Annotated in this window: 17 protein-coding genes and 2 pseudogenes; 10 read left to right on the plus strand and 9 right to left on the minus strand. The window is 60.1% G+C overall.

Features of this window, described 5'->3' with window-relative positions; translation table 11 throughout:
• Nucleotides 1-21 precede the first annotated feature (21 nt).
• Nucleotides 22-696 (plus strand): GntR family transcriptional regulator, encoded by a 675-nt coding sequence (locus ACOQFT_RS16090; protein WP_421598904.1) that lies wholly within the window; start codon nucleotides 22-24, stop codon nucleotides 694-696.
• 6 nt (nucleotides 697-702) lie between these two features.
• Here ACOQFT_RS16090 and ACOQFT_RS16095 read toward each other — a convergent pair whose 3' ends face one another.
• From ACOQFT_RS16095 to ACOQFT_RS16125, 7 genes are all read right to left on the minus strand, one after another.
• A complete protein-coding gene (locus ACOQFT_RS16095) occupies nucleotides 703-1659 on the minus strand; it encodes an ABC transporter ATP-binding protein (protein ID WP_421598905.1) in 957 nt (318 codons plus the stop codon).
• Complete coding sequence (locus ACOQFT_RS16100) at nucleotides 1656-2633, minus strand: ABC transporter ATP-binding protein (protein ID WP_421598906.1); 978 nt, start codon at nucleotides 2631-2633, stop codon at nucleotides 1656-1658. Before ACOQFT_RS16100 ends, ACOQFT_RS16095 begins: the two co-directional genes overlap by 4 nt.
• Nucleotides 2634-2637: 4 nt before the next feature.
• Nucleotides 2638-3540 (minus strand): ABC transporter permease subunit, encoded by a 903-nt coding sequence (locus tag ACOQFT_RS16105; protein ID WP_170446482.1) that lies wholly within the window; start codon nucleotides 3538-3540, stop codon nucleotides 2638-2640.
• Nucleotides 3540-4547, minus strand: a complete 1008-nt coding sequence (locus ACOQFT_RS16110) for an ABC transporter permease subunit (RefSeq protein WP_421598907.1) — start codon at nucleotides 4545-4547, stop codon at nucleotides 3540-3542. Before ACOQFT_RS16110 ends, ACOQFT_RS16105 begins: the two co-directional genes overlap by 1 nt.
• Entirely contained in the window at nucleotides 4547-5641 is a 1095-nt protein-coding gene (locus ACOQFT_RS16115) for a M24 family metallopeptidase (RefSeq protein ID WP_421598908.1), read from the minus strand. The genes ACOQFT_RS16110 and ACOQFT_RS16115 overlap by 1 nt, the downstream gene beginning before the upstream one ends.
• Nucleotides 5642-5706: 65 nt before the next feature.
• Nucleotides 5707-7290, minus strand: a complete 1584-nt coding sequence (locus ACOQFT_RS16120; protein WP_421598909.1) for an ABC transporter substrate-binding protein — start codon at nucleotides 7288-7290, stop codon at nucleotides 5707-5709.
• Between the two features lie 325 nt (nucleotides 7291-7615).
• Nucleotides 7616-8536 (minus strand): LysR family transcriptional regulator, encoded by a 921-nt coding sequence (locus tag ACOQFT_RS16125; RefSeq protein WP_421598910.1) that lies wholly within the window; start codon nucleotides 8534-8536, stop codon nucleotides 7616-7618.
• A 338-nt stretch (nucleotides 8537-8874) separates the two neighbouring features.
• Between ACOQFT_RS16125 and ACOQFT_RS16130 the strand changes: the two genes are divergently transcribed.
• The 5 genes and pseudogenes from ACOQFT_RS16130 to ACOQFT_RS16150 all read left to right on the plus strand — a co-directional run.
• Nucleotides 8875-11433 (plus strand): beta strand repeat-containing protein, encoded by a 2559-nt coding sequence (locus ACOQFT_RS16130; RefSeq protein WP_421598911.1) that lies wholly within the window; start codon nucleotides 8875-8877, stop codon nucleotides 11431-11433.
• A gap of 62 nt (nucleotides 11434-11495) precedes the next feature.
• A complete protein-coding gene (locus ACOQFT_RS16135) occupies nucleotides 11496-13226 on the plus strand; it encodes a type I secretion system permease/ATPase (protein ID WP_421598912.1) in 1731 nt (576 codons plus the stop codon).
• Complete coding sequence (locus ACOQFT_RS16140; RefSeq protein ID WP_421598913.1) at nucleotides 13223-14593, plus strand: HlyD family type I secretion periplasmic adaptor subunit; 1371 nt, start codon at nucleotides 13223-13225, stop codon at nucleotides 14591-14593. The genes ACOQFT_RS16135 and ACOQFT_RS16140 overlap by 4 nt, the downstream gene beginning before the upstream one ends.
• A gap of 99 nt (nucleotides 14594-14692) precedes the next feature.
• The gene (locus tag ACOQFT_RS16145) at nucleotides 14693-15418 is read left to right on the plus strand and encodes an HAD-IIB family hydrolase (protein ID WP_421598914.1); all 726 of its coding nucleotides are present in this window, start codon (nucleotides 14693-14695) and stop codon (nucleotides 15416-15418) included.
• Nucleotides 15419-15647: 229 nt separating this feature from the next.
• Nucleotides 15648-16016: pseudogene (locus ACOQFT_RS16150) on the plus strand (glycosyl transferase); the annotation flags it as partial.
• On the opposite strand, the pseudogene ACOQFT_RS16155 reads toward ACOQFT_RS16150, so the two are convergent.
• Together ACOQFT_RS16155 and ACOQFT_RS16160 are read right to left on the minus strand one after the other, a co-directional pair.
• A pseudogene (locus ACOQFT_RS16155) lies at nucleotides 16000-16650 on the minus strand (alpha-amylase); the annotation flags it as partial. The pseudogenes ACOQFT_RS16150 and ACOQFT_RS16155 sit on opposite strands and share 17 nt — an antisense overlap.
• A 286-nt stretch (nucleotides 16651-16936) precedes the next feature.
• Entirely contained in the window at nucleotides 16937-17554 is a 618-nt protein-coding gene (locus ACOQFT_RS16160; protein ID WP_421598915.1) for a TetR/AcrR family transcriptional regulator, read from the minus strand.
• Nucleotides 17555-17737: 183 nt separating this feature from the next.
• Here ACOQFT_RS16160 and ACOQFT_RS16165 point away from each other — a divergent pair, with 183 nt between their 5' ends.
• From ACOQFT_RS16165 to ACOQFT_RS16180, 4 genes are all read left to right on the plus strand, one after another.
• The gene (locus ACOQFT_RS16165; protein ID WP_421598916.1) at nucleotides 17738-18667 is read left to right on the plus strand and encodes an AEC family transporter; all 930 of its coding nucleotides are present in this window, start codon (nucleotides 17738-17740) and stop codon (nucleotides 18665-18667) included.
• A gap of 102 nt (nucleotides 18668-18769) precedes the next feature.
• On the plus strand, nucleotides 18770-19603 hold the full coding sequence (fghA, locus tag ACOQFT_RS16170) for an S-formylglutathione hydrolase (RefSeq protein WP_421598918.1): 834 nt from the start codon (nucleotides 18770-18772) through the stop codon (nucleotides 19601-19603).
• A 3-nt stretch (nucleotides 19604-19606) separates the two neighbouring features.
• Nucleotides 19607-21064 (plus strand): Si-specific NAD(P)(+) transhydrogenase, encoded by a 1458-nt coding sequence (sthA, locus tag ACOQFT_RS16175; protein WP_421598920.1) that lies wholly within the window; start codon nucleotides 19607-19609, stop codon nucleotides 21062-21064.
• On the plus strand, nucleotides 21061-21516 hold the full coding sequence (locus ACOQFT_RS16180) for a YaiI/YqxD family protein (protein WP_421598921.1): 456 nt from the start codon (nucleotides 21061-21063) through the stop codon (nucleotides 21514-21516). The genes sthA and ACOQFT_RS16180 overlap by 4 nt, the downstream gene beginning before the upstream one ends.
• The last annotated feature ends 95 nt before the right edge of the window (nucleotides 21517-21611 follow it).

A 21611-nucleotide genomic window follows, 5' to 3' on the forward strand; every position in this document is an offset into this window, starting at 1 on the left:
CCTGCACCCGAGACTGACCGAATGCCCAGAACCCGCGCGATCCCCCGACAAAGCCTGCCCGAAGTCATCACCAACGACCTGCGCGAGCGGATTCTGAGCGGTGAAATGGCCGAAGGCGAGACCATCCGGCAAGAAGCGCTGGCCGAGGATTATGACGTTTCTCGCATGCCGATCCGCGAGGCGCTGAAGCGGCTGGACGCCGAAGGCCTGGTGCAATTGACCAACAATCGCGGGGCATCGGTCACCAAACATTCCCTGTCGGAAATCGGTGAGATTTTCGATCTGCGCGTGCTGCTGGAAGTGGACCTGTTCAAACGCGCTATCCCAATGATGAGCGCTGCCGATTTCATCGAATGCGACCGGATTCTGGATGACATGGAAACGTCCTATGATGCTTATGATGTCGGCAGATGGGGCAGCCTCAACAACGAATACCATATGGCGCTTTATGCGGCTGCCGGGCGCGGTCTGAGCAATGAAATCCTGCAACGGGTCAATGTGCAGTCCGACCGGTATGTCCGGATGCATCTCAGTGTCATGGAACAGCGCGAACCGGCCAAGAAAGACCATCGAGAACTGTTGTCACTGGCCCGCGACGGCCGGGTCGAGGACGCCTGCGCCCTGCTGACCCGGCATATTCAGCGCACCAAGGACCAGTTGCTGGACATGGTCATTGCCACGCGCGGAGGCGAATAAGCCCGGTCAATCCAGAGGATGCAGACAGGCCACCTGATGGGTTTCACCGCTCAGTTCGGGCGGGGCGGCACGGCATTCCTCGGTCGCCAGCCAACAGCGTTGCGCAAAGGCGCAGCCTTGGGGGATGTTCATCGGTGAAGGCAACTCACCTTCCAACTTGATCCGATCTTTCCGCGCCTCCGGATCGGCGCGCGGGGTCGTTGACAGCAGCGCCTTGGAATAGGGATGCCGGGGGGCTGCGAACAGTTGCTCTTTTGGGGCCTTTTCGACGGCCCGGCCCAGATACATGACGATCACGTCGTCGGCGAAGTGTTTCACCACCGACAGGTCATGTGAGATGAACAGATAGGCCAGATTCAGACGCTCCTGCAACTCGACCAGCAGGTTCAGAATCTGCGACTGGATCGAGACATCCAGCGCCGAGACGGGCTCGTCCAGCACCAGAACCTTGGGATTCAGCATCAGTGCCCGTGCGATTGCGATTCGCTGGCGTTGCCCGCCCGAGAACATATGCGGATAGCGGTCGTAATGTTCGGGGCGCAGGCCGACGAGGTCGATCATCTCGCGTGCCCGCGCCTCGCGGTCGGCGGCGGACATGTCGGGTCGGTTGATGATCAGCGGTTCCTGCAGGATCTGTCCGATCCGCTGGCGCGGATTGAGCGAGCCGTAAGGGTCTTGAAACACGATCTGCACTGTTGCGCGCATCTGCGCCCATTTCGTCGGCGTGATATCGACGCCATCGATGGTCAGATGGCCCGAGGTCGGCTCCTCGATCATTGTCACCACGCGCGCAAGGGTCGATTTTCCGCAACCGGATTCTCCGACAATGGCCAGCGTCTTGCCCGGTTTCAGGTCGAAATCCACGCCGGACAGGGCCTTGACCGTCGCCGGTTTCGACAGCAGCCCGCCCTTGACAATGTAGTGTCGGGCCAATGCATTGGCCTGAACGATAGGTGCGGTCATGCCATTTCTCCGGCGGTTATCTTTTCAACATGGTGGCATCGGGCCTTGCCGAAATCGGCGCTGTGCGGGGTTGGCGGCAAGGACCGGCAGAGATCGTCCGCGTACTGACATCTGGGGCTGAACAGGCAGCCTTTGGGCCGGTCGAACTGCCCCGGCACGACGCCGGGAATGGTTGGCAGCATCTTGGATGTTGCCCTCTCGGGCAATGCGCTCAGAAGCGCCGAGGTGTAGGGATGGCGCGGCGTGCGGAACAGGTCCTTGACGGGCTGTTCCTCAACCTTTTGGCCGGCATATTGAACCTGTACCCGCTCGGCCGTCTCAGCAACCACACCCATGTCATGGGTGATCAGCACCAGCCCCATGCCCTGCTCATCGCGCAGCCGGACCAGCAAGTCCAGAATCTGCGCCTGAATGGTCACGTCCAGCGCCGTTGTCGGCTCATCCGCGATCAGCAGCTTGGGGGTGCAGGCGATGGCCATGGCGATCATCACCCGCTGGTTCATCCCGCCCGACATCTGGTGCGGAAAAGTGTTCAGACGGCTTTCCGGGGCGGGGATGCCGACCTGATCGAACAGCTCAATCGCGCGCTGGTGTCGGTCTTTGCGGTTCAAACCCAGATGGATACGCAGCGCTTCCTTGATCTGGAAGCCGACCGTGAAACAGGGGTTCAGCGACGACATCGGCTCCTGAAAGATCATGGCGATGTCTTTGCCGATGATCTTGCGCCGGTCGCGGGCCGAGATTTTGGTCAGGTCGATGCCCTCGAAACTCAGCTGATCGGCGGTGATCGTGGCGGTCCAGGGCAGCAGGCCCATCAGCGCCAGCATCGACACGGATTTGCCCGAGCCGCTTTCGCCGACGATGGCCATCAACTCGCCTTTGTCGACGGACAGGTCCACCCCGTCCACTGCGCGGAATTTGCCCGAAGCGGTGGCGAATTCGACGGTGAGGTTTCGGATATCCAACAGGCTCATGTCGTTAGCTCCGCTTCAGTTTCGGGTCCAGCGCGTCGCGCAGACCGTCGCCCATCAGGTTGATGGCCAGCACCGTGACCAGAATGGCAAGGCCGGGGAAGGTCACCACCCACCAGGCGCGCAGGATGAACTCGCGCGCTTCGGCCAGCATGGTGCCCCATTCCGGCGTTGGCGGCTGTGCGCCCATGCCCAGAAAGCCAAGGGCGGCGGCGTCCAGAATGGCGGTCGAGAATGACAGCGCAGCCTGCACGATGATCGGCGCCAGACAGTTCGGCAGCACGGTTTTGAACATCAGCCGCGCCTTGCCTGCGCCGGCCACGCGCGCCGAGGTGACGTAGTCTTTCTGCCGCTCCGACAGCACCGAGGCGCGGGTCAGGCGCACATAATGCGGCTGGAACACGATGGCGATGGCGATCATCGCGTTGGTCAGCGACGGGCCAAGGATGGCCACCAGCACCAGCGCCAGCAGCAGCGAGGGGAAGGACAGAATGATATCCATCACCCGCATGATCAGCGTATCGACCCATTTCGGAGCGAAGCCGGACAGCAGGCCAATGATCACGCCGCCCGTCACGGCCACACAGACCACGACGATGCCGACAAAGAAGGAATAGCGCGATCCCATGATCAGACGTGACAGCATATCCCGGCCCAGTGGGTCGGTGCCCAGCGGGAAAGCCCAGCTGCCGCCTTCCTGCCACGCCGGTGGTTGCAGAATGTGGTTGCGGAATTGCTCGGTCGGGTCATAGGGCGCCAGCAGCGGTGCGAAAGCAGCGCAGAAGACAAAGGCCGTAAACACCCACAACCCGAACACCGCACCGCGGTTTTCACTGAAATAGTACCAAAACTCGCGCAGGGCGCTGGGGCGGTCTTCGGTTTTAGGTGCGTTTGCAGACAGTTCAGCCATCACCGCCTCCGGATTTTGGGGTTGATGATGCCGTAAAGGACATCGACCAGCAGGTTTACCAGCATCACGATCACGGCGATCATCAGCAGGCCGCCCTGAACCACGGGATAGTCGCGGCGGAAAATACTGTCGACCATCCACTTGCCGATGCCGGGCCAGCTAAAGATCGTTTCGGTCAGGATTGCGCCCGCCAGCAGAGTGCCGACAGACAGGCCGATCACGGTAATCACCGGGATCAGAGCGTTGCGCAGTGCGTGCAAGCCGTTGATCCGTGATGGTGAAAGGCCTTTGGCGCGGGCGGTGCGGATGTAATCCTCGCCCAGCACCTCCAACATGGCCGAGCGTGTCTGACGGGCGATCACCGCCAGCGGGATGGTGCCCAGAACGATGGTCGGCAGGATCAGGTGACGGACGGCCGAGCCAAATGCACCCGGTTGCCCTGACAGCAGACTGTCAATCAGCATGAACCCGGTGACACTGGGGAAATAGTACAGCAGGTCGATCCGGCCTGAAACCGGCGTCCAGCCCAGATTGCCCGAGAACACGATGATCAGCAGCAGCGCCCACCAGAAAATCGGCATCGAATATCCGACCAGCGCCGAGGACATCAGCGCCCGGTCAAAGAACTTGCCGCGGTTGACCGCTGCGATCACACCGGCAGGCAATCCAAGCGCCACCGCAAAGATCATCGCGCAGATCGACAGCTCTAGCGTCGCAGGAAACAGGGCAAAGAACTCGTCCCAGACCGGTTTCTTGGTGACAAAGCTTTCACCCAAATCGCCGTGCATGACGCCGACGAGATAATCCCAGTATTGCTGCAGGACCGGTTTGTTGAAGCCCAGCTTCTCGACCATTTCCTGATAGCGTTCTTCGGTCATGCCGCGTTCACCGGCCATGACGATGATGGGATCGCCCGGCAGGACCCGGATGAACATGAAGGAAATCAGCGTTACGCCCAGAAATGTCGGAACGAACATGCCAAGGCGTGTGAGTAAGTAGCCAAACATCAGCGACCTATGATTGTGAGATCTTTGGGAAAGCTGGTCAGAGACCGGCAGCCATCCTGCGTTACAAGCACTACATCTTCTATGCGAACGCCGAAATTGTCCAGTTCATAAAGCCCCGGTTCATTGGTCCAGACCATGCCGGGCAGGATTTTCTGGTTATTTCCGCGCATTATGTACGGTGCTTCGTGCACGTCGCGGCCCAACCCGTGGCCGGTTTTGGTGCGAATGCGGTCTGCATAGGGCGAGGCCTCGAGCACGCCGATCACCGCGTCATCGATATCATGGGCGGTAACGCCGGGGCGACAAGCCGCGAATCCGGCGAGATTGGCGCGCAGTACGGTGTCGTAGACGTCCCTGCCCTCGTCCGAGGCTTCGGCAACAAAGAAGGTCCGGGTAATGTCGGCGGCGAACCCGTGTTTGCGGGCACCAAAATCAAAGAGCAGCGCGTCGCCGGGCTTGATCCGGTAATCCGCGCGTGCCTTGCCATGGGGCCGCGCCGAGTTGTCCCCAGCCGCAACGATCGGCGCAAAGGCCAGCGAGGCCGCGCCTTCGGCAAACAGGGCCTGAACGAGGGCTTGCTCGATCTGAACTTCGGTCTGACCCACGCGTATATCGGCGATCACACGCTCCAGGGCGCGTTCCGAGATATCTACCGCGGCCTGCATCGCCGCGATATCGGCGTCGGTTTTACAGATCCGCAGGCCGGAAATCTCACGCTCGGCATCGACAATGCGCAAGTCCGGCAGCGCGTTGGTGAAAGCCTTGGACACAAAGACCCGCATCACCTGCCCTTCGACGGCCAGCGATGTCAGCGGCATGTGATCGGCCAGCGCGGCAAATGCATCATCATAGCCGGTTTGATCGAACCAGTCGAAGACAGCGCCTTCGAACCCGACCAGTTCCCATGAACCAAGCTCAAGATTGGGGACTACCGCAGCAGGCGCCCCTTCGGCCGGGATCACGACCACAAAGGGCCGTTCGTGGCTCATGAAGGGTTTTTCCAAAGCGCGGGTGAAATTCGGACCGGGCACAAGCGCCACGGCATCCACTGACATGTCCTTTGCCAGTTGACGGTACTCGGACAAATCCGGCATTGACGCCGACCTCCAAAATAGAAAACCGGAGCCGCCAAGGGCGGCTCCGGTCAGTGAGTGGTGATTTACTCGACGCTTACATCATAGAAGATGTGGCCGCCCAGCGGGTGCACCTTGTAGCCCTGCACTTCATTGCGCATCGGCATGAAGACAACCGAGTGAGCGATAGTCGCCCAGGGCGCCTGCTCTTTGAAGATCACCTGAGCGTCTTCGTACAGTTTGGTGCGCTCTGCGGGATCGGTGGTCTGCTTGGCCTGCAGGATCAGGTCATCGAACGGCTGGTGGCACCATTGTGCGCGGTTCGAAGCCTCGCGACCGTCACAGCCCAGCAGCACGGCCAGGAAGTTGTCTGGGTCGCCATTGTCACCGGTCCAGCCCAGCAGAACAGCACCGTCACGGTTCAGCTCTTTCGAGCGCGACAGGTACTCGCCCCATTCATAGGAGACGATTTCGACGTCCACACCAACCTTGGCGAAGTCCGCCTGGATCAGTTCGGCCATACGACGTGCGTTCGGGTTGTACGGACGCTGAACCGGCATCGCCCAGATTTTCATCGACAGATCGGATACGCCTTCGGCTTCCAGCATTGCCTTGGCCGCTTCGGGATCATAGGCGTCGTCGGTGATGGCGTCGTTATAGCCCCACATGGTCGGCGGGATCGGGTTCTTTGCAACCTGGCCCGAGCCCTGGAACACCACGTCGATGATGGCGTTCTTGTCGATCGCCATGTTCAGTGCCTTGCGGACGTTCGGATTGTCGAACGGCTCCATGGTGGTGTTGTAGGCCAGATAGCCGACGTTCAGGCCCTCTTGCTCCATCATGTTGATGTCGCCGTCATCCTTCATCGCCTGAATATCGGCGGGGTTCGGATAGGGCATGATGTGGCATTCGCCAGCCTTCAGCTTTTGATAGCGCACCGAAGCGTCAGGCGTGATCGCAAAGATCAGGTTCTCAACCGCTGCCGGGTCTTTCCAGTAGTCGGCATTCTGCGCATAGCGGATCACCGCATCCTTCTGGTAGGCCACGAACGAGAACGGACCGGTGCCGATCGGCGCGGTGTTCAGCTTTTCAGGCGTGCCCGCGGCCATCATCGCATCCGCGTATTCGGCGGACAGGATCGAGGCAAAATCCATCGCCATGTTGGCGACAAAAGGCGCCTCGGGCTTGGTCAGGGTGAATTTCACGGTGTAGTCGTCGACCTTCTCGATGGACTCGACCAGTTCCGGCATGCCCATGCCCTTGAAATACTCCCATGTGCCGCCCGAAATCTGGTTGTACGGGTGGCTTTCGTCCTTCTGACGCATGAACGAGAAGATCACGTCATCGGCGTTGAAGTCACGGGTCGGGGTAAATTCGTCGTTCGAATGGAACTTGACGCCCTGACGCAGCTTGAAGGTGTATTCCAGACCGTCATCGCTGGCCTCGACGCTTTCCGCCAGACCGGGAACAACGTTGGTGGTACCGGTTTCGAACTCGAGCAGGCGGTTGTAGATCGGGTGCGAAGAGGCATCAAAGGTCGTGCCGGCGGTGAACAGCGCCGGGTCGAACCCTTCGGGCGAGCCTTCCGAGCAATAGACCAGCGTGTTCGCTTGTGCTGCGGCAGCCGACAGGGCGATCGCAGCAGTTGCGGCCATTAATTTCAGTTTCATGTGGGTCTCCCAGAAATGATTTAATTCAGACATTCGCGTTGCTCTTTGTGGCCAGAGCATTCTTGTACGACTCTGTTCGCCGCGAAATCTCTGGCCAATGTATCCAAAATACAAAATCCATTGTCAACCGGCTTGCGCGCGTAGCTGCGGGCCGTCGGAAAACAGGCTGGATACTCTGATAAGTTCGGCCTTTTGGAACATATGGGCAAGAAGAATTTCAGACCGACGACCTGCACAAACCTTTCTGATAACGAGTGTTTAAGATGCAGGTTTTGGGTTGTCAGTTGTGTGCCCGCCGGGCGAGGTCACGACTTTCGGCGGGATATCACCCGGAAAAGGTTGGTGTGACACCAACGGGCGGTTTTTCATTGATAAAGGCACCAATGCGGTCCAGCAGCGGCCGGCGCGGACAGCCGCGGCGCGTTACCGCCCCCAGATCGCGCATGTTTCCGGGCGCATCGAAGGGCACAAAGCACAGCGGCCACCTGTCACGCCGGAACTGTTCTGCCGCCAGCGCCGAGACAATGGTGCAATCGTCCGAGTGGCAGATATGGCGGCAGATTGTTTCAAACCGCAGGGCGCTCAGGTCGAACCGTTTGCTGACCCGGCGCGAGGGGTCCGATTTGGGCAGGCGGTCTTCCAGCTCATAGCCAAAGCTGTGCGGTAACCGGATAAAATCATGGGCGGGCACGTCCTCGGGCGCGATGGACGGCAGATGGCACAGCGGGTGCCCTTCGCGGACGGCCAGAAACAGGGGCTCGGTCCAGATCGAAGTGAAATCAAGCGTCGACGCGGTATTGGCCTTGGCCACAAGCGCCACGTCCAGATCGTGATCTTCGACCATTTGCAACATGTTCTGCGGCAGGTCTTCAACCATCGTGACCCGCATGTTGGGGAACAGTGTGCTGAACAACTCCGAGAAATACTGCGTCAGATATGGGGCCAGTGTCGGGGTCATACCCACGTGGAACGGGACGGCCTCGGGGTCGCGGAACTGGGTCGCGGTGTCCCGGATGTGCTGGGCGTCTTTTAGGATGCGCTCGGCAATTGCGATAACCCGATCACCGCAGGCGGTCGGGCGTACCTCGTTGTTGAGGCGCAGAAACAGGTCGGTACCCAGATCCTGCTCGAGCTTTTTGACCTGATTGGACAAGGCGGGCTGTGAGACATTGCAGGCCACGGCGGCCTGGCTGAACTGGCCATGTTTGGCGATGGCGAGGACATATTCCAAATCTCTGAAATTCATGGCCGTAAACCGGTGCTGCTTTTTCGACCCTGCGGGGATGGTCTTAACATACGCCGACCTGGACACAGCAGAAGGAAATCCGGATCACAATCACTGACAAAACCGTCAAAACGTGCCACTGAATAGCTCTGCGTGTTTGCCGGAGGTCACGTAACCTGTTGAAAACACGCATTGCGCTGAAACCTGATATCACGGAAGCCGTGACTATTTGCTTTGGTTATACCCCCAATTCGCAGGATGAATTTTAGCTGACCGGCAGCGGTGACTACCCCTTTGCTACGTGGAACGCCCAGACCAGCGGGCGGGCCGCAAATTGCAAACCCATGATGGAGTTCCCCATGCTGCCCCAATTCCTTGAAGATTTACGTGCCCGTCTTTTGACCACGTCCTCACTGGCGCAAGAGACATCCCGCGATGGCCAAACCCTTATCAACAACTTCTTCCAAAGCACTGTTGTCGATGACACTCCGGCCTTTGTTCTGGCCAATGATTTCTCGCGTCTGCTGAACTTCGGAGAAATCGTCACCAATAGCGCGGTCGCGGCGGTTCTGGCACAGGGTCAGGATGTCGATGTTTTCAACTTCCGCTCGGGCCGGATCGAGGCCAACTCTGGCCTCGACGCATTGGCAACCGGGGTTCAGGTTACCGGCAGCGCTTCGGTCCGCAACTTCGGCGAGATCGCGGGTAAGTTCAACGGCGTGCAGTTTGCGGGTGCTGGCAGTTCGGGCAGCCTCGATAACTTCCGCGGCGGTGTGATCAGCTCGAACAGCCGCGCGCTGAACATTGACGGTGACGGGCTTGAGGTGGTGAACGAAGGCGAGATCCTCGGCACAGGAAACCAGCGCAACGGCACCGTTTATGCCGATGGCACGGCTGACAATTACAGCTTCACCAACACCGGCCTTGTCGATGCGGGCGAAGGCAATAACGGTTCGGCCGTTTCGCTGCAAACCGGTGATGTCTCGGGTGACGTGGTGTCGGCTGCCGTGCTGAACGAAGGCACCTTGCAAGGTCGTGGCGACGCGGTCGAAGGCAATCAGGTCGGCGACGGTCTGCGCCTGTTCACCAGCCAGGATGACGCGGCTTTTGCAGGTGTGGTCGTCAACGAAGGCCTGATCGCCGGGTCCGAAGATTCGGACGCCGCCGCAGGTATTCGCGTGGATGGCGGTGTGAACCTTCTGGGTGCAATCCTGAACGACGGTGAGATACGCGGCTCGGTCAATGCAATCGAAGCGTCGGACGCCGGCTCTGTGACCATCGTCAATGACGACAAAGGCGTGATCAACGGCAACGTTCTTCTGGGCGCGGGCGATGACATCTTTGTTGATCTGGGCACCACCAACGGCGACATCGTCGGTGGCGCGGGCGATGATGTGTTGATAGCAGGCGAAGCTGACAATGTTCTGACCGGTGGCCTGGGTAATGACGTCATTGATGGCGGCGACGGTATCGACACGGCCGATTTCTCGGATCTGGATGTCGCGGTCGAGGTATCTCTGGACGCCAACGGCAATGGCACTGCAACCCGTGACACCGGCTTCACCGTCACGGTCACCGATGCGGTGGTTGATGACCCGGACCAGTTTGGGTCGAACATCCCGGACCCGTCTTGGTTTGTTGAGGAAGCCATCCTGGGCAACCTGTATTACAACATCCACACCTCGGACTTCCCGGGCGGTGAAATCCGCGGGCAACTGCTGGTGGACAGCGTTGAAACCGTGAACGGCATCCGGACGGTCACGCTCAGCGGTGGTCTGGACGCGTCGCAGGAACCGGGCCCGCTGTCGGACAGCGAAGCCACCGGGCAGGCCACGGTCGTCATCACTCAGAACCTGAACACGGGTGTCGTCACCTATTCCAGCGAACTGAGCGTTGTTGGCCTGAACGAGGCCGACCTGAGCACGCCGATCCCGGGTGTTGTCTCGGCCATCCACCTGCACAATGCACCTGCCGGTCAGAATGGCGCGGTCGTGCAGGACACGCTGGTCGACGCAGGCGCCACGCTGGATACCCAAGCCACAGGCGGTGCCGGTGTCATCGGCCAGGACGTCATCGACAACCAGATTGAGGTCGACGTTCTGCGCTCGATCGAGCGGGTAGTCGGCTCGGATGACAGCGACACGCTCGATATGTCCGGCTTTGACGGTGTGACCGTTGATCTGGACCTGAGCGGCCCTGCACCGAACGCGGTGGGCAATGGCGATGAAGGTCCACAGGACGGTGCCGTTATCGTCGACAGTCAGATCGTCGCCGAAGTCGATGACTTCGAAAATGTTGTCGGTTCCAGCGGGGATGATCTGATCCTGGGCAACAACGAGTTCAACGTGCTCGATGGCGGTGCCGGGAATGATGCCATCCACTCTTTCGGTGGGGCCGACATCATCATCGGTGGTGAAGGCATCGATACTGCGCTGTTCACCGCAGGGCCGGGCGTTGTTCTGGACCTTGACGAAGACGGCAACGGTGTCGCCACGGTCAACGCACCGTACGGGGCCACGCTGGATCAGGTGTTCGGCTTCGAAAACATCAACGGCTCGAACAATGCAGGCAGCCCGAATGGCGGCAATGATATCCTGTCGGGCAACTCAGGGGCCAACACCCTGAACGGTCAGGCCGGTGGTGATGTGCTGAACGGTGAGGGTGGCAATGACATACTGATCGGCGGCGCGGGCCAGGACACGTTCGTCTTTGCGGGCAATTTCGGGGACGACGTCATTCAGGACTTTGAGGTTGGCATTGACCAGCTGCAATTCGGTGACTTCGGTCCTGACTTTGGCGGCAACGTCAACGTCTCGCAGGATGGCGAAGATGCGCTGATCTCCTTTGGAGACGCAGGTTCGGTCCTTCTGGCCGGGGTCAACAGCGCTGACCTGAATGAAGACGACTTCGTCGCATAAACAAGCAACAACGGGGCGGTCTTTCGGTCGCCCCGTTTGCCATACCGGAAAGGGCCCATGACATGTTCCAGAACACCAATCCCGTCAAATCCGCCTGGGGGTCGCTGCGTAAAGGCTTTGTTGCGGTTGCGGTCTTCAGCCTGTTTCTGAACCTTCTGATGCTGGCCGGACCGCTGTATATGCTACAGGTTTACGACCGCGTGCTGACCAGTCAAAACGCCGACACTCTGATTGCCCTGTCGCTGCTGCTGGCTGGGGTTTTTGTCGTAATCGCCTGCCTTGACCTGATGCGGATGCGCATCCTTTGCCGTCTGGCCGCCCGGTTCGAGCTGAGCGTGGGCGCACCCGTTCTTGGTGCCGCCATGCAACGTCGGGTGCAGGGTGAAAGCGAGGCCGGAGAAAACCTGGTTGAGGATGTGAACGGCTTTCGCGAGTTCATTTCGGGCACAACTCTGACCGCTTTCTTCGATGCGCCGTGGATACCGATTTACCTGTTGGTGCTATATGTTCTGCACCCGTTTCTGGGACTGTTGGGCCTAGCCGGGGCACTCACCCTGACCACAATGGCGCTGATCAACAACACCCGCGCCCGTGAACCGATGCGGCAAGCATCGCAGGCGCGCGGACGTTCAGATGCTTTGTTCAAGACCGGGGACAGAAACGCCGAAGTTGTTCGCGCGCTGGGAATGAAAGGCGATCTGTTGCGTCGCTGGACGGCCCTGCAGGCGGACGCGCATAACCACAAAACCCGCGCCGCAGATCGGATTGCCAGCTTTTCGGTGATGTCCAAGACTATTCGAATGGGGCTGCAATCTGCGGCTCTGGGCCTTGGTGCTGCGTTGGCGATCACCGGAGAGTCCACCGCAGGTGTGATGATCGCCGCGACCATCGTTCTGGCCCGTGCGCTGGCTCCGATCGATCAGTTGATCGGCCAGTGGCGCTCGTTTTTGGCTGCGCGCGGATCGTACAGCAAGATCAAACGGCTGACCGAGGATTTTGCCGAAACACTGCCCAACCTGCATCTGCCGCGTGCGTTCAAATCTATGGACGTCCGTATCGCGCAGGCGGCACCCCCGCGGGCATTGAGGGCGACGCTGCGCGGGATCGATTTCAGCCTGACAGCCGGTGACATTTTGGCCGTCATCGGCCAGAGCGGGTCGGGCAAGACCACCTTGGGCAAGATGCTGGCCGGCATCTGGCATCCGCAACGGGGCGAGGTTTTGCTGGATGGCAGCCCTTTGTCGAAATGGAACGCCGAAGATCTGGGCAATCAGATCGGTTACCTGCCGCAGGATGTAGAGCTGTTCGACGGCACCATTCGCGAAAACATTGGCCGGTTTTCAACGGCCATCGACGATGCCAAAGTGCTGCGCGCGGCCCGGGAAGCCGGTGTACATGAATTGATCAGCAGCTTGCCTGATGGCTACGAAACCCGGATCGGTCAGGGGTTCTTTCTGTCCGGCGGTCAGCGTCAGAGGTTGGCTCTGGCGCGGGCGCTGTATGGCGATCCGTTTGTACTGGTTCTGGATGAACCGAACTCGGATCTGGATGCCGAGGGCGAGCAGGCCCTGCGTGACGCGCTGCTGGCCGTTCACGAACGGCGCGCGATTGCGATCGTGATGACCCATCGCCCGGCAACGTTGCAGGCCGCCAACAAGGTACTGGTTCTGCGCAATGGCAGCCAGACACAGTTTGGCGACAAACAGGACGTGTTGAAGGTGAACAGCCGTAACGTGCTGCAGACTGCTCAACGCCCGGCAAATGAAACTCAGATCGCAGGAGCGGCCCAATGACGGACCTGATCAAGTATAAACCTTCCCGCAACGCTGTCGGTTTCCACGAGGCGCAGTTGCAGGAGATCGCCGATACGTCCTCAAGCATCGGGCGGTATGTGCTGTTTGGTCTGTTCACTCTGGCGGTGTTCGTTGGGGGCAGCGCCTATTGGGCTTTCGCCTCGAAGCTGGACGGGGCAGTCGTTGCGCCCGCCTCTTTCGTGGTGGAAGGTGACCGCAAGACGGTCGAGCATCTGGATGGCGGTATCATCCAGTCCATTCTGGTGGCAGACGGGCAGTTCGTTGAGGCCGGGCAGCCTCTGGTGCAGCTCGACACGACCGAGATCGACGTCGATCTCAGCGTGCAAGGCAGCCAGCTTGGCGAATTGTCCGTCCGCCGTGCGCGCCTGTTGGCGCAGATGAGCGGGCAGGCCGAATTTGACGAGGCCACCGCTTTGTCCGGGTTCCGCGAAGGGATGGAGCGTTTGCACTGGGTGTCCCCGTACTTGACGCAAAAGCAACTGTTCGACGCCGAGGCGAGAGCCCGCCGGACCGAGGCACAGATCAATGCGCAACGCATCACCGGGCTGCGCAATCAGATCGCGGGCCTGAACGAGCAACGAAAGGCCGCTCAGAACCAGCAAGAGATCACGCGGACCGAACTGACCAACCTGCAAGCCTTGTTGGCCAAGGGTTTGGTGGCCGTGACGCGGGTCAGTACACGGCAAATCGAACTGGAACGGCTTGGCGGGGTAGACGCCTCGTTGCGCACCCAGATCGCGCAGGCCGAGGATCAGATGCGGGAATTGGAGCTGTCGCTGCTCAGCCAGAACAAACTGCGCGATGAGGTCCTCGCCGGGGAACTGGCTGTGGTTGAGGCTCAGCTTGATCTGGTTCGTCCGCAATTTGCCGGGACTCTGAAACGCCTGAAGCGGACACGGGTTCTGGCGACCACCAGCGGGCGGGTCGTGAACCTTGGTGTATCGACCATCGGAGGTGTGATCCGCCCGGGTGAGCCGATCATGGATATCGTTCCCGCCGATCAGGCGCTTATCGTCGAGGCGCGGGTCAAGACCGGAGACATAGACAAGCTGCGGATCGGTCAGTCCACCCGCATCCGTCTCTCGGCTTTTGCGCAGGCGGATGTGCCCGAGGCCACTGGTCGGATATTCGACATTTCGGCGGATGCGCTTGAGGATGAACGTACTGGAGAGCCTTACTACAAAGCGCGGGTCAAGCTGGATGTCGAGCAACCGCAGGACGTAGCCGCGCTGGAACTGGTGCCCGGTATGCCTGCCGATCTGTTCGTCAATACCGGCGAACGTGCGGTGATCAGCTATCTGTCGCAACCGATCAGCGACCGGCTGGCCAGAACGTTCATCGAATGAGTTCGGTCGCCTGTGCCTAATAAATGGGCACAGGCATTCGGTTTGGCGGAGTTTTCGTCGGCACGGATCTACATCGCGCATCGGCAGATTTCTACTTTGATGGAAATGATCAATGCCGCCGCCCCTGCCCTGCCCGTTCTGGTGTTTTCCGATCCGGATGGCACGTTATTGGACCACCTCGATTATGGCTGCGAAGCGGCCAGACCGGGGCTGGCCCGTCTGAAGGAACTGGGCGCAGGGCTGGTTTTGGCCAGCAGCAAGACAGCTGCAAAAATACGGCCGTTGCAGCAGGACATGGGCCTGACCCATAGGCCCGCCATCGTCGAAAACGGGGCCGGGGTGCTTTGGCCCAATGCGATTGAAGAGGGTGGTGATTGCTATCAGCGCCTTCGGTCCATGCTTAGCACCTTGCCGCCTGGTTTCGTGGGCTTTGTTGATCTGACCGATCAGGAAGTGGCGCAGAAAACCGGTTTGAGCCTTGAACAGGCCGCCCTCGCCAAGCAGCGCAGGTTCAGTGAGCCGGGGCTTTGGACCGGTTCGGAAGACGGTTTGCAGGCGTTCCTTTCGGCTGTTGCCGGTGCGGCGCTAAATGCTCGGCACGGAGGGCGGTTTCTAACCCTTTCCTGCGGCAAGACCAAAGCGGATGCGATGAAGGATATTATCGGCCATCTGACACCTGCCCGTACCTTGGCTCTGGGTGATGCGCCCAATGACAGCGAAATGATCCGCGCGACCGATCAGGGTGTGATCATCGCCAATCCGGACGGGCCCCTCCATCCCCCGCTTCCCGCCCCAAGCCGAGGCGCGGATTCTCAGAACAACTAACAGCGGCCCGCGCGGCTGGTCCGCAGCGATTCTGACGCTGACGGCAGGGCTCTGACCCGGAAAAGGCTTCAGACATGGCAGATTTTCACCGGAACGAAACGTCACCACCCTGCGCAACCTGCGCAGCAGACCGGCTGGTCAACTGGCGCATGAGATTTTGGTTTAGGCAGAAACGCGCAAGATCACCCTGATTCTGCTGCGCCTTTATTCCGAACTGGAAGACCCGGCACTGTCGCGCATGTCCACCGATATCTGCAAGGCGATCTTCCGCAAGCTGGCGGCTGATGGCGCCGTGGTCACACCCAACACCTTCCGCACGCTCAAGGCCACCTACTACCGTTCAGCACTTGACCTTTTGTAGGACTACTACTCCGACGCCAAGATGAACGGGCTGGAAATGGGCCGACACAAGGAAGAGAAGCCCATCGAAATATTTTCCGAAAACATCATCCGCGCCGGTCAGGTTTTCCTCAATAACCCGCACGAGACGCCCTTCATCCCGACATGGAACCGCGTGCATTCGGCGGACCCTGAATTCTTGTCGCGTTTAAAAGCGGCGGTGTCCGAAGAATTGGCGCAATTCACGCCGCGTTCGTGATCCAGCGGCACTGAAACGGCGCCAACACGATATCGGGGCCGTTGGTGGCAAGGATTTCTCCGGTCAGCGCATCGGTCCAGACCTCCTCGGCGATCATGTTGATCTCGGCAGGGCTGACATGGACCGGTTCGGCCGAAACGTTGTGCGGCGCAAAGATCGACTGGATGCGGTTCAGGCTCTGTCGCCAGATGCCAAAGACACGGTCGTCCAGACGAAGGGTGAACTGCGTTGCATTGGGATGGAACGCCGATTGCCGCGCCCGCGGGCGCAGGCGGCGGGACAATTCCGACAACACCATTGCCTGATTGGAGCCCGGATCGGCCAGCCGGGCCAACAGATCAGGGTAATGCCAGTGGTGCCGGTTGATCGCCCGGTTCATGCCGCGCCGTTCCACGGCCTCGTGATCGTTGGGCGTGGCAAGCAGAGAGTGGATGTAGAAGGAGGGTATGCCCTCAAGTGACATGACGATGGTCTGGGAACAGATGAACCGGGCCAGATGGTATTGATCGGGACCTTGGAAGGTCTGGGACATCGCCTCGAAATACCTGCAGTTCCGCTCATAGGGCTCCTCGCGCCCGTCCGGCAGTGCCCGCATCGACACCAGCCCGCCGATCCGCCGCACGGTGTCGATCAGGTCGCTGTCTTTCGCTGACCATATCTTGTTGCCCGGTTTGCGCCGGCGCGTCCCCGCACGCCAAAAGGCCTCGGTGATTTCATTGGCCAGTTCGGCTTGGTCATGATCAGGATAGATCTGACCGCGCAGATCGGTCAGTCGGCGGGAAAAGCTGGTGTTCGCACTGGTCAAGATTCACAGGGCCTTCGCTGTATCCGCCTGATGGTTTTCCAGTACAGCTGTCAAACATCAACAGTTTGATTGGCCTTGCTTTAGGCAAATGCCCGTGCGTGTGCCCAAATCTTGATCAGACCCCGTAGCGGGCCATGAACATGTCCACAGCCTGCAGGGCAATTGCGTCGATTTCCGGCTCGCTGAAACTGGTCTGGATGCCCAAAGCCGCCTTGGTCCAGATACGCACCTTGCACAATTCCGAGAATTGTTCCGCCGCGATCTGGACGTCCTCGATGGCCAGCTCACCCTTTTGGACCGCCTTTTCCAGATATTCGACCATGTGGCGCTGGCCGTTCTGAGGCCCGGCTTCGAAAAACGCCATGCCCAGCTCGGGGAACCGGTCACGTTCGGCCACGCAGATCCGAAAGACCTGTTGCGAGAAATCCGACACCAGAAAGGCGGTCAGTTGCGTGGCGGTGATCGTGAGGACTTCGCGCGCCGGTTTGGAATCATCGATCATCGAGATGACGTTTTCGGCCAGACGTTTGCACTCGGTCTGCGCGACTTCCATGAACAGCAGCCGTTTGTCGGGGAAATAGCTGTAGAGCGTTGCCTTGGACACACCGGCGACGCGCGCGATGTCATCGACGCTTGCACCTTCGAACCCATCCGCCATGAAAACCTCTCGGGCGCCATGCAAAACCTGATCGAATTTGCGACCCGTACGAAGGATGGCGGCTGTCTCTGTCATGGGCACTCCTTGGTTGAATGATCCCCTAAAACTATAAACCGTTCGGTTCAGATACAACGATTCGCGTTACTTCCACGGGTGGGACGTGGTGAAATCCGTTCATTATCCCGTCAGAACCTAGTGCTTGATGACTGCGTTAGCTAAACGCTTGCCGCGCCGTCAAACAATGCTAACACTCTGGCCATGGTCGATATCTTTCTACGCACGCTTCCGTTTTTTGCGATTATCGGCCTGGGATACTGGGCCGGGCGCAGCCGGTTTTTTACCGAAGAAGCAACGGCCTACTTGACCAAATTCGTGTTCTTCTTTGCGCTGTCGGCGATGCTGTTCCGTTTTGCCGCCACCCTGCCCTTTGCCGAGATTTTCAACGGCCGCCTTGTCATGGGCTATTTGCTGGGCACGGTCGTTGTATATGTGCTGGCGACACTGGTGGCCTGGATGCGGGGGCTCGACATTCCCACCGCCGCGGTCGAGGCCCAATGCGCCGCCATCGGCAATGTCGGCTTTCTGGGCCTGCCGATGCTGGCCCTGCTGTTGTCCGAGGCCGCCATTGGACCGGTGATGCTGGTTTTGACGGTCGATCTGGTGGTGTTTTCATCTCTGATCGTGATTTTGATCAATGCCGGGCGCGACGGGCGGCTGACACCTGCGACTCTGCGGTTGATCGGGCTGGGATTGATCAAGAACCCGATGATCGTGTCAATTTCCGCCGGGATGTTGTGGTCGGCGTTTCAGGTGCCGGTTCCGGGGCCTCTGAACGACTTTCTGACTATTTTGGGCGGGGCCGCTACACCGGGGGCGCTGTTTGCAATCGGCGCTTCGCTGGCTTCCAAGTCGGCCGAACGCGTGCAGGTCGCCGCCTGGTTGAGCTTTTGCAAACTGGTCATCCATCCGGCCTGTGTTGCCGTGGTGCTGCTTTGGTTGATCCCGGTGGCTGCGTTTCCGGCTGCGGTCGCCATTTCAGCAGCGGCTCTGCCGGTGGCGGGGAATGTCTATATGCTGGCCGCCCACTACGGCGTGGCCCCGCATCGGGCATCCGCCGCCATCCTGCTGTCCACGGCGGCCAGCATCCTGACCGTGCCAGTTGTGATCGCCTGGGTCGCAACACTCTGAGCTTCATCTTTTAAAAAATACTCTCGCCGAAGGCACGCGGGCTTTACGCCGCGTCGTTGGAGGGTTAGCCATGTCGCGACCCAAAGCAAAGGACTCTGCCAGATGGAAACCCTTTCGGAAAACGCCTGTTTTGGCGGCGTGCAGGGCGTTTACCGCCATACCTCCGCAGCCTGCCAATGCGACATGACTTTCGGCCTGTTTCTTCCCGCCGAAGCCAAGGATGGCCCGGTTCCGGTTCTGTGGTACCTGTCCGGCCTGACCTGCACCCACGAAAACGCCATGACCAAGGCCGGCGCGCAGGCCTGGGCGGCGGAACAGGGCATCGCCGTGGTGTTCCCAGACACCTCGCCGCGTGGCGAGGGCGTGGCGGATCACGAAGATTACGATCTGGGCCAGGGCGCGGGGTTTTATGTGAACGCAACGCAAACCCCTTGGGCGCCGCATTTCAACATGTGGGACTACGTGGCCGAGGAACTGCCAGCCCTGCTGGCTGAAAACTTTGCCATCGACATGGACCGTCAGGCCGTCACCGGCCACTCGATGGGTGGGCACGGCGCGCTGACGCTGGCGATGAACCTGCCGGGGCGGTTCCGGTCTGTCTCGGCCTTTGCGCCGATTTCGAACCCGACCGGGGCGGATTGGGGGCGCAAGCAACTCAGCGCCTATCTGGGCGGGGATGAGGCCGCGTGGGCCAAGCATGACGCATCGGTGATGATGAAGGAAAAGGGCTTCGACGGCCCCATCCTGATCGACACCGGCGCAAATGACCAGTTCATCGATCTTCTGCGCCCCGAGGCACTGGCGCAAGCAATTGCCGAACGTCGCCAACAGGCCACCTATCGTCTGCAGCCCGGTTATGACCATTCATACTTCTTTGTGTCGACCTTCATGGAAGACCACATCACCTTCCACGCCGAAGCACTGTACGGGGACTGAGGCATGAGCAAATACGACTATGACCTGATTATCATCGGGTCCGGGCCTTCGGGGCGTTCGGCGGCGATTCAGGCGGGTAAGCTAAAACGCCGGGTTCTGGTGATTGACCGCAAGGACCGGTTCGGTGGCGTGTCGGTGCATACCGGAACGATCCCGTCCAAGACCCTGCGCGAAACGGTGCTGAACCTGTCCGGCTGGCGCGAGCGCAGCTTTTACGGCCGCTCCTACCGGGTCAAGGATCAGATCCGCGCCGAGGACCTCAAGGCGCGCCTGCACATGACGCTGGACCACGAGGTCGACGTGCTAGAGCACCAGTTCAACCGCAATCACGTGGAAACGCTGGACGGGCTGGCCAAATTCACCGGCCCGCATGAGGTTGAGGTCGCGACGGATGCCGGAGAAACCACGCGCCTGACGGCGGCCAAGTTCCTGATCGCGACGGGAACCAAGACCTATCGCCCGGAATATGTGCCCTTCAACGGCAAGACGATCGTGGACGGAGATGAGTTTCTGGAAATGGCCGAAATCCCACGCTCGCTGGTCGTGATCGGGGCCGGGGTGATCGGGGTGGAATATGCCACCATGTTTTCGGCGCTGGATGTCCGGGTAACGCTGGTTGAGCCGCGCGAAACGTTCCTCGATTTCATTGACAGCCGCCTGATTCATGATTTCACCCACCAGATCCGCGAAAACGGCGTTGACCTGCGGTTGGGGTCTGCGGTCGAAAGGATCGAAGATGCGGGCGCTCATGTCGAATTGACGTTGGAAAATGGCCGTCATGTCCGGGCCGAGATGTTGCTGTTTGCTGCTGGGCGGATGGGCGCAACGTCCCGGCTGAATCTCGATGCCGTCGGGCTGGAAACGGATCACCGCAACCGGATCAAGGTGGATCGCAAGACCTATCAGACGGCTGTACCGCATATCTACGCCACAGGTGATGTGATCGGGCACCCGTCGCTGGCCTCGACCTCGCTGCAGCAAGGCCGCGTCGCCGCCTGTCACGCGCTGGAGACGCCCACTCTGCCCGAAAGCCCGTGGTATCCCTACGGCATCTACTCGGTGCCCGAGATCTCCACCTGCGGCATGTCCGAGGAAGAGTTGCAGGAACGCGGTATTCCCTATGAGGTCGGTGTGGCGCGGTTCCGCGAAACCTCGCGCGGGCACATTATGGGGTTGGAGCACGGCATGCTGAAGATGCTGTTCTCGCTGAAAACCCGCCGGGTTCTTGGAGTGCAGATTGTCGGCGAAGGCGCGACCGAGCTGATCCACATCGCGCAGGCGGTGCTGAACCTGAAGGGTACGGTGGACTACTTCGTGCAGAACACGTTTAACTATCCTACGCTGGCCGAGGCCTACAAGATCGCGGGTCTGGACGCATTCAACCGGATGCCGATCCCCGAAGAGTTCAAGGTGCGCAAGACTTCCGCCGAGCCTGCGAAGAAACAGGTCAAGAAGGCGTGACCACGCTCTATGTCGATGGTGATGCCTGCCCGGTAAAGGCCGAGGCCGAGCGCGTGGCGAGTCGGCACAAGGTGCCGATGGCCCTGGTCTCGAATGGCGGGCTGCGGCCATCGGCGAATCCTCTGGTGCAGGTCGTCATCGTGGCGGAAGGCGCGGACGAGGCGGACAAGTGGATCGCGGAACGCTGCGGGCTTGGGGATGTGGTGGTGACCTCGGACATTCCCTTGGCTGCGAAATGTGTCGAGGCCGGAGCGCGGGTGCTGCGCCCCAATGGTGAGGCGTTCACGGCGACCAACATCGGCCAACAACTGGCGATGCGCGACTTGATGGCCGATCTGCGGGCGGCCAACCCGTTGGGGGCTGGCGGTGGTGGCAAACCCTTTGGCAAGGCAGATCGGTCTCGGTTTCTGGATGCGCTGGAGCGGGAACTCAGGTCAGCCCTGCGGGCGTAACCCTCCCGCCCGTCAGAGACGCATCAAAGATGCGCCTCCTCCGGTTGGGCCGGGCAGCGCTGCGCGCTGCGGTTCGGCCCTTGTAAATCCGGGCG

The sequence above is a fragment of the Ruegeria sp. MALMAid1280 genome, from assembly GCF_049195285.1.
In the GTDB taxonomy this organism is placed as follows: Bacteria; Pseudomonadota; Alphaproteobacteria; order Rhodobacterales; family Rhodobacteraceae; genus Ruegeria.

Coding starts and splice junctions, on each gene's coding strand:
- ACOQFT_RS16140 (WP_421598913.1), top strand. CDS start 13,223: ATGACGGACCTGATCAAGTATAAACCTTCCCGCAACGCTGTCGGTTTC.
- ACOQFT_RS16125 (WP_421598910.1), bottom strand. CDS start 8,536: ATGAATTTCAGAGATTTGGAATATGTCCTCGCCATCGCCAAACATGGC.
- sthA (WP_421598920.1), top strand. CDS start 19,607: ATGAGCAAATACGACTATGACCTGATTATCATCGGGTCCGGGCCTTCG.
- ACOQFT_RS16130 (WP_421598911.1), top strand. CDS start 8,875: ATGCTGCCCCAATTCCTTGAAGATTTACGTGCCCGTCTTTTGACCACG.
- ACOQFT_RS16090 (WP_421598904.1), top strand. CDS start 22: ATGCCCAGAACCCGCGCGATCCCCCGACAAAGCCTGCCCGAAGTCATC.
- ACOQFT_RS16145 (WP_421598914.1), top strand. CDS start 14,693: ATGGAAATGATCAATGCCGCCGCCCCTGCCCTGCCCGTTCTGGTGTTT.
- ACOQFT_RS16110 (WP_421598907.1), bottom strand. CDS start 4,547: ATGTTTGGCTACTTACTCACACGCCTTGGCATGTTCGTTCCGACATTT.
- ACOQFT_RS16120 (WP_421598909.1), bottom strand. CDS start 7,290: ATGAAACTGAAATTAATGGCCGCAACTGCTGCGATCGCCCTGTCGGCT.
- ACOQFT_RS16100 (WP_421598906.1), bottom strand. CDS start 2,633: ATGAGCCTGTTGGATATCCGAAACCTCACCGTCGAATTCGCCACCGCT.
- fghA (WP_421598918.1), top strand. CDS start 18,770: ATGGAAACCCTTTCGGAAAACGCCTGTTTTGGCGGCGTGCAGGGCGTT.
- ACOQFT_RS16105 (WP_170446482.1), bottom strand. CDS start 3,540: ATGGCTGAACTGTCTGCAAACGCACCTAAAACCGAAGACCGCCCCAGC.
- ACOQFT_RS16160 (WP_421598915.1), bottom strand. CDS start 17,554: ATGACAGAGACAGCCGCCATCCTTCGTACGGGTCGCAAATTCGATCAG.
- ACOQFT_RS16095 (WP_421598905.1), bottom strand. CDS start 1,659: ATGACCGCACCTATCGTTCAGGCCAATGCATTGGCCCGACACTACATT.
- ACOQFT_RS16115 (WP_421598908.1), bottom strand. CDS start 5,641: ATGCCGGATTTGTCCGAGTACCGTCAACTGGCAAAGGACATGTCAGTG.
- ACOQFT_RS16135 (WP_421598912.1), top strand. CDS start 11,496: ATGTTCCAGAACACCAATCCCGTCAAATCCGCCTGGGGGTCGCTGCGT.
- ACOQFT_RS16165 (WP_421598916.1), top strand. CDS start 17,738: ATGGTCGATATCTTTCTACGCACGCTTCCGTTTTTTGCGATTATCGGC.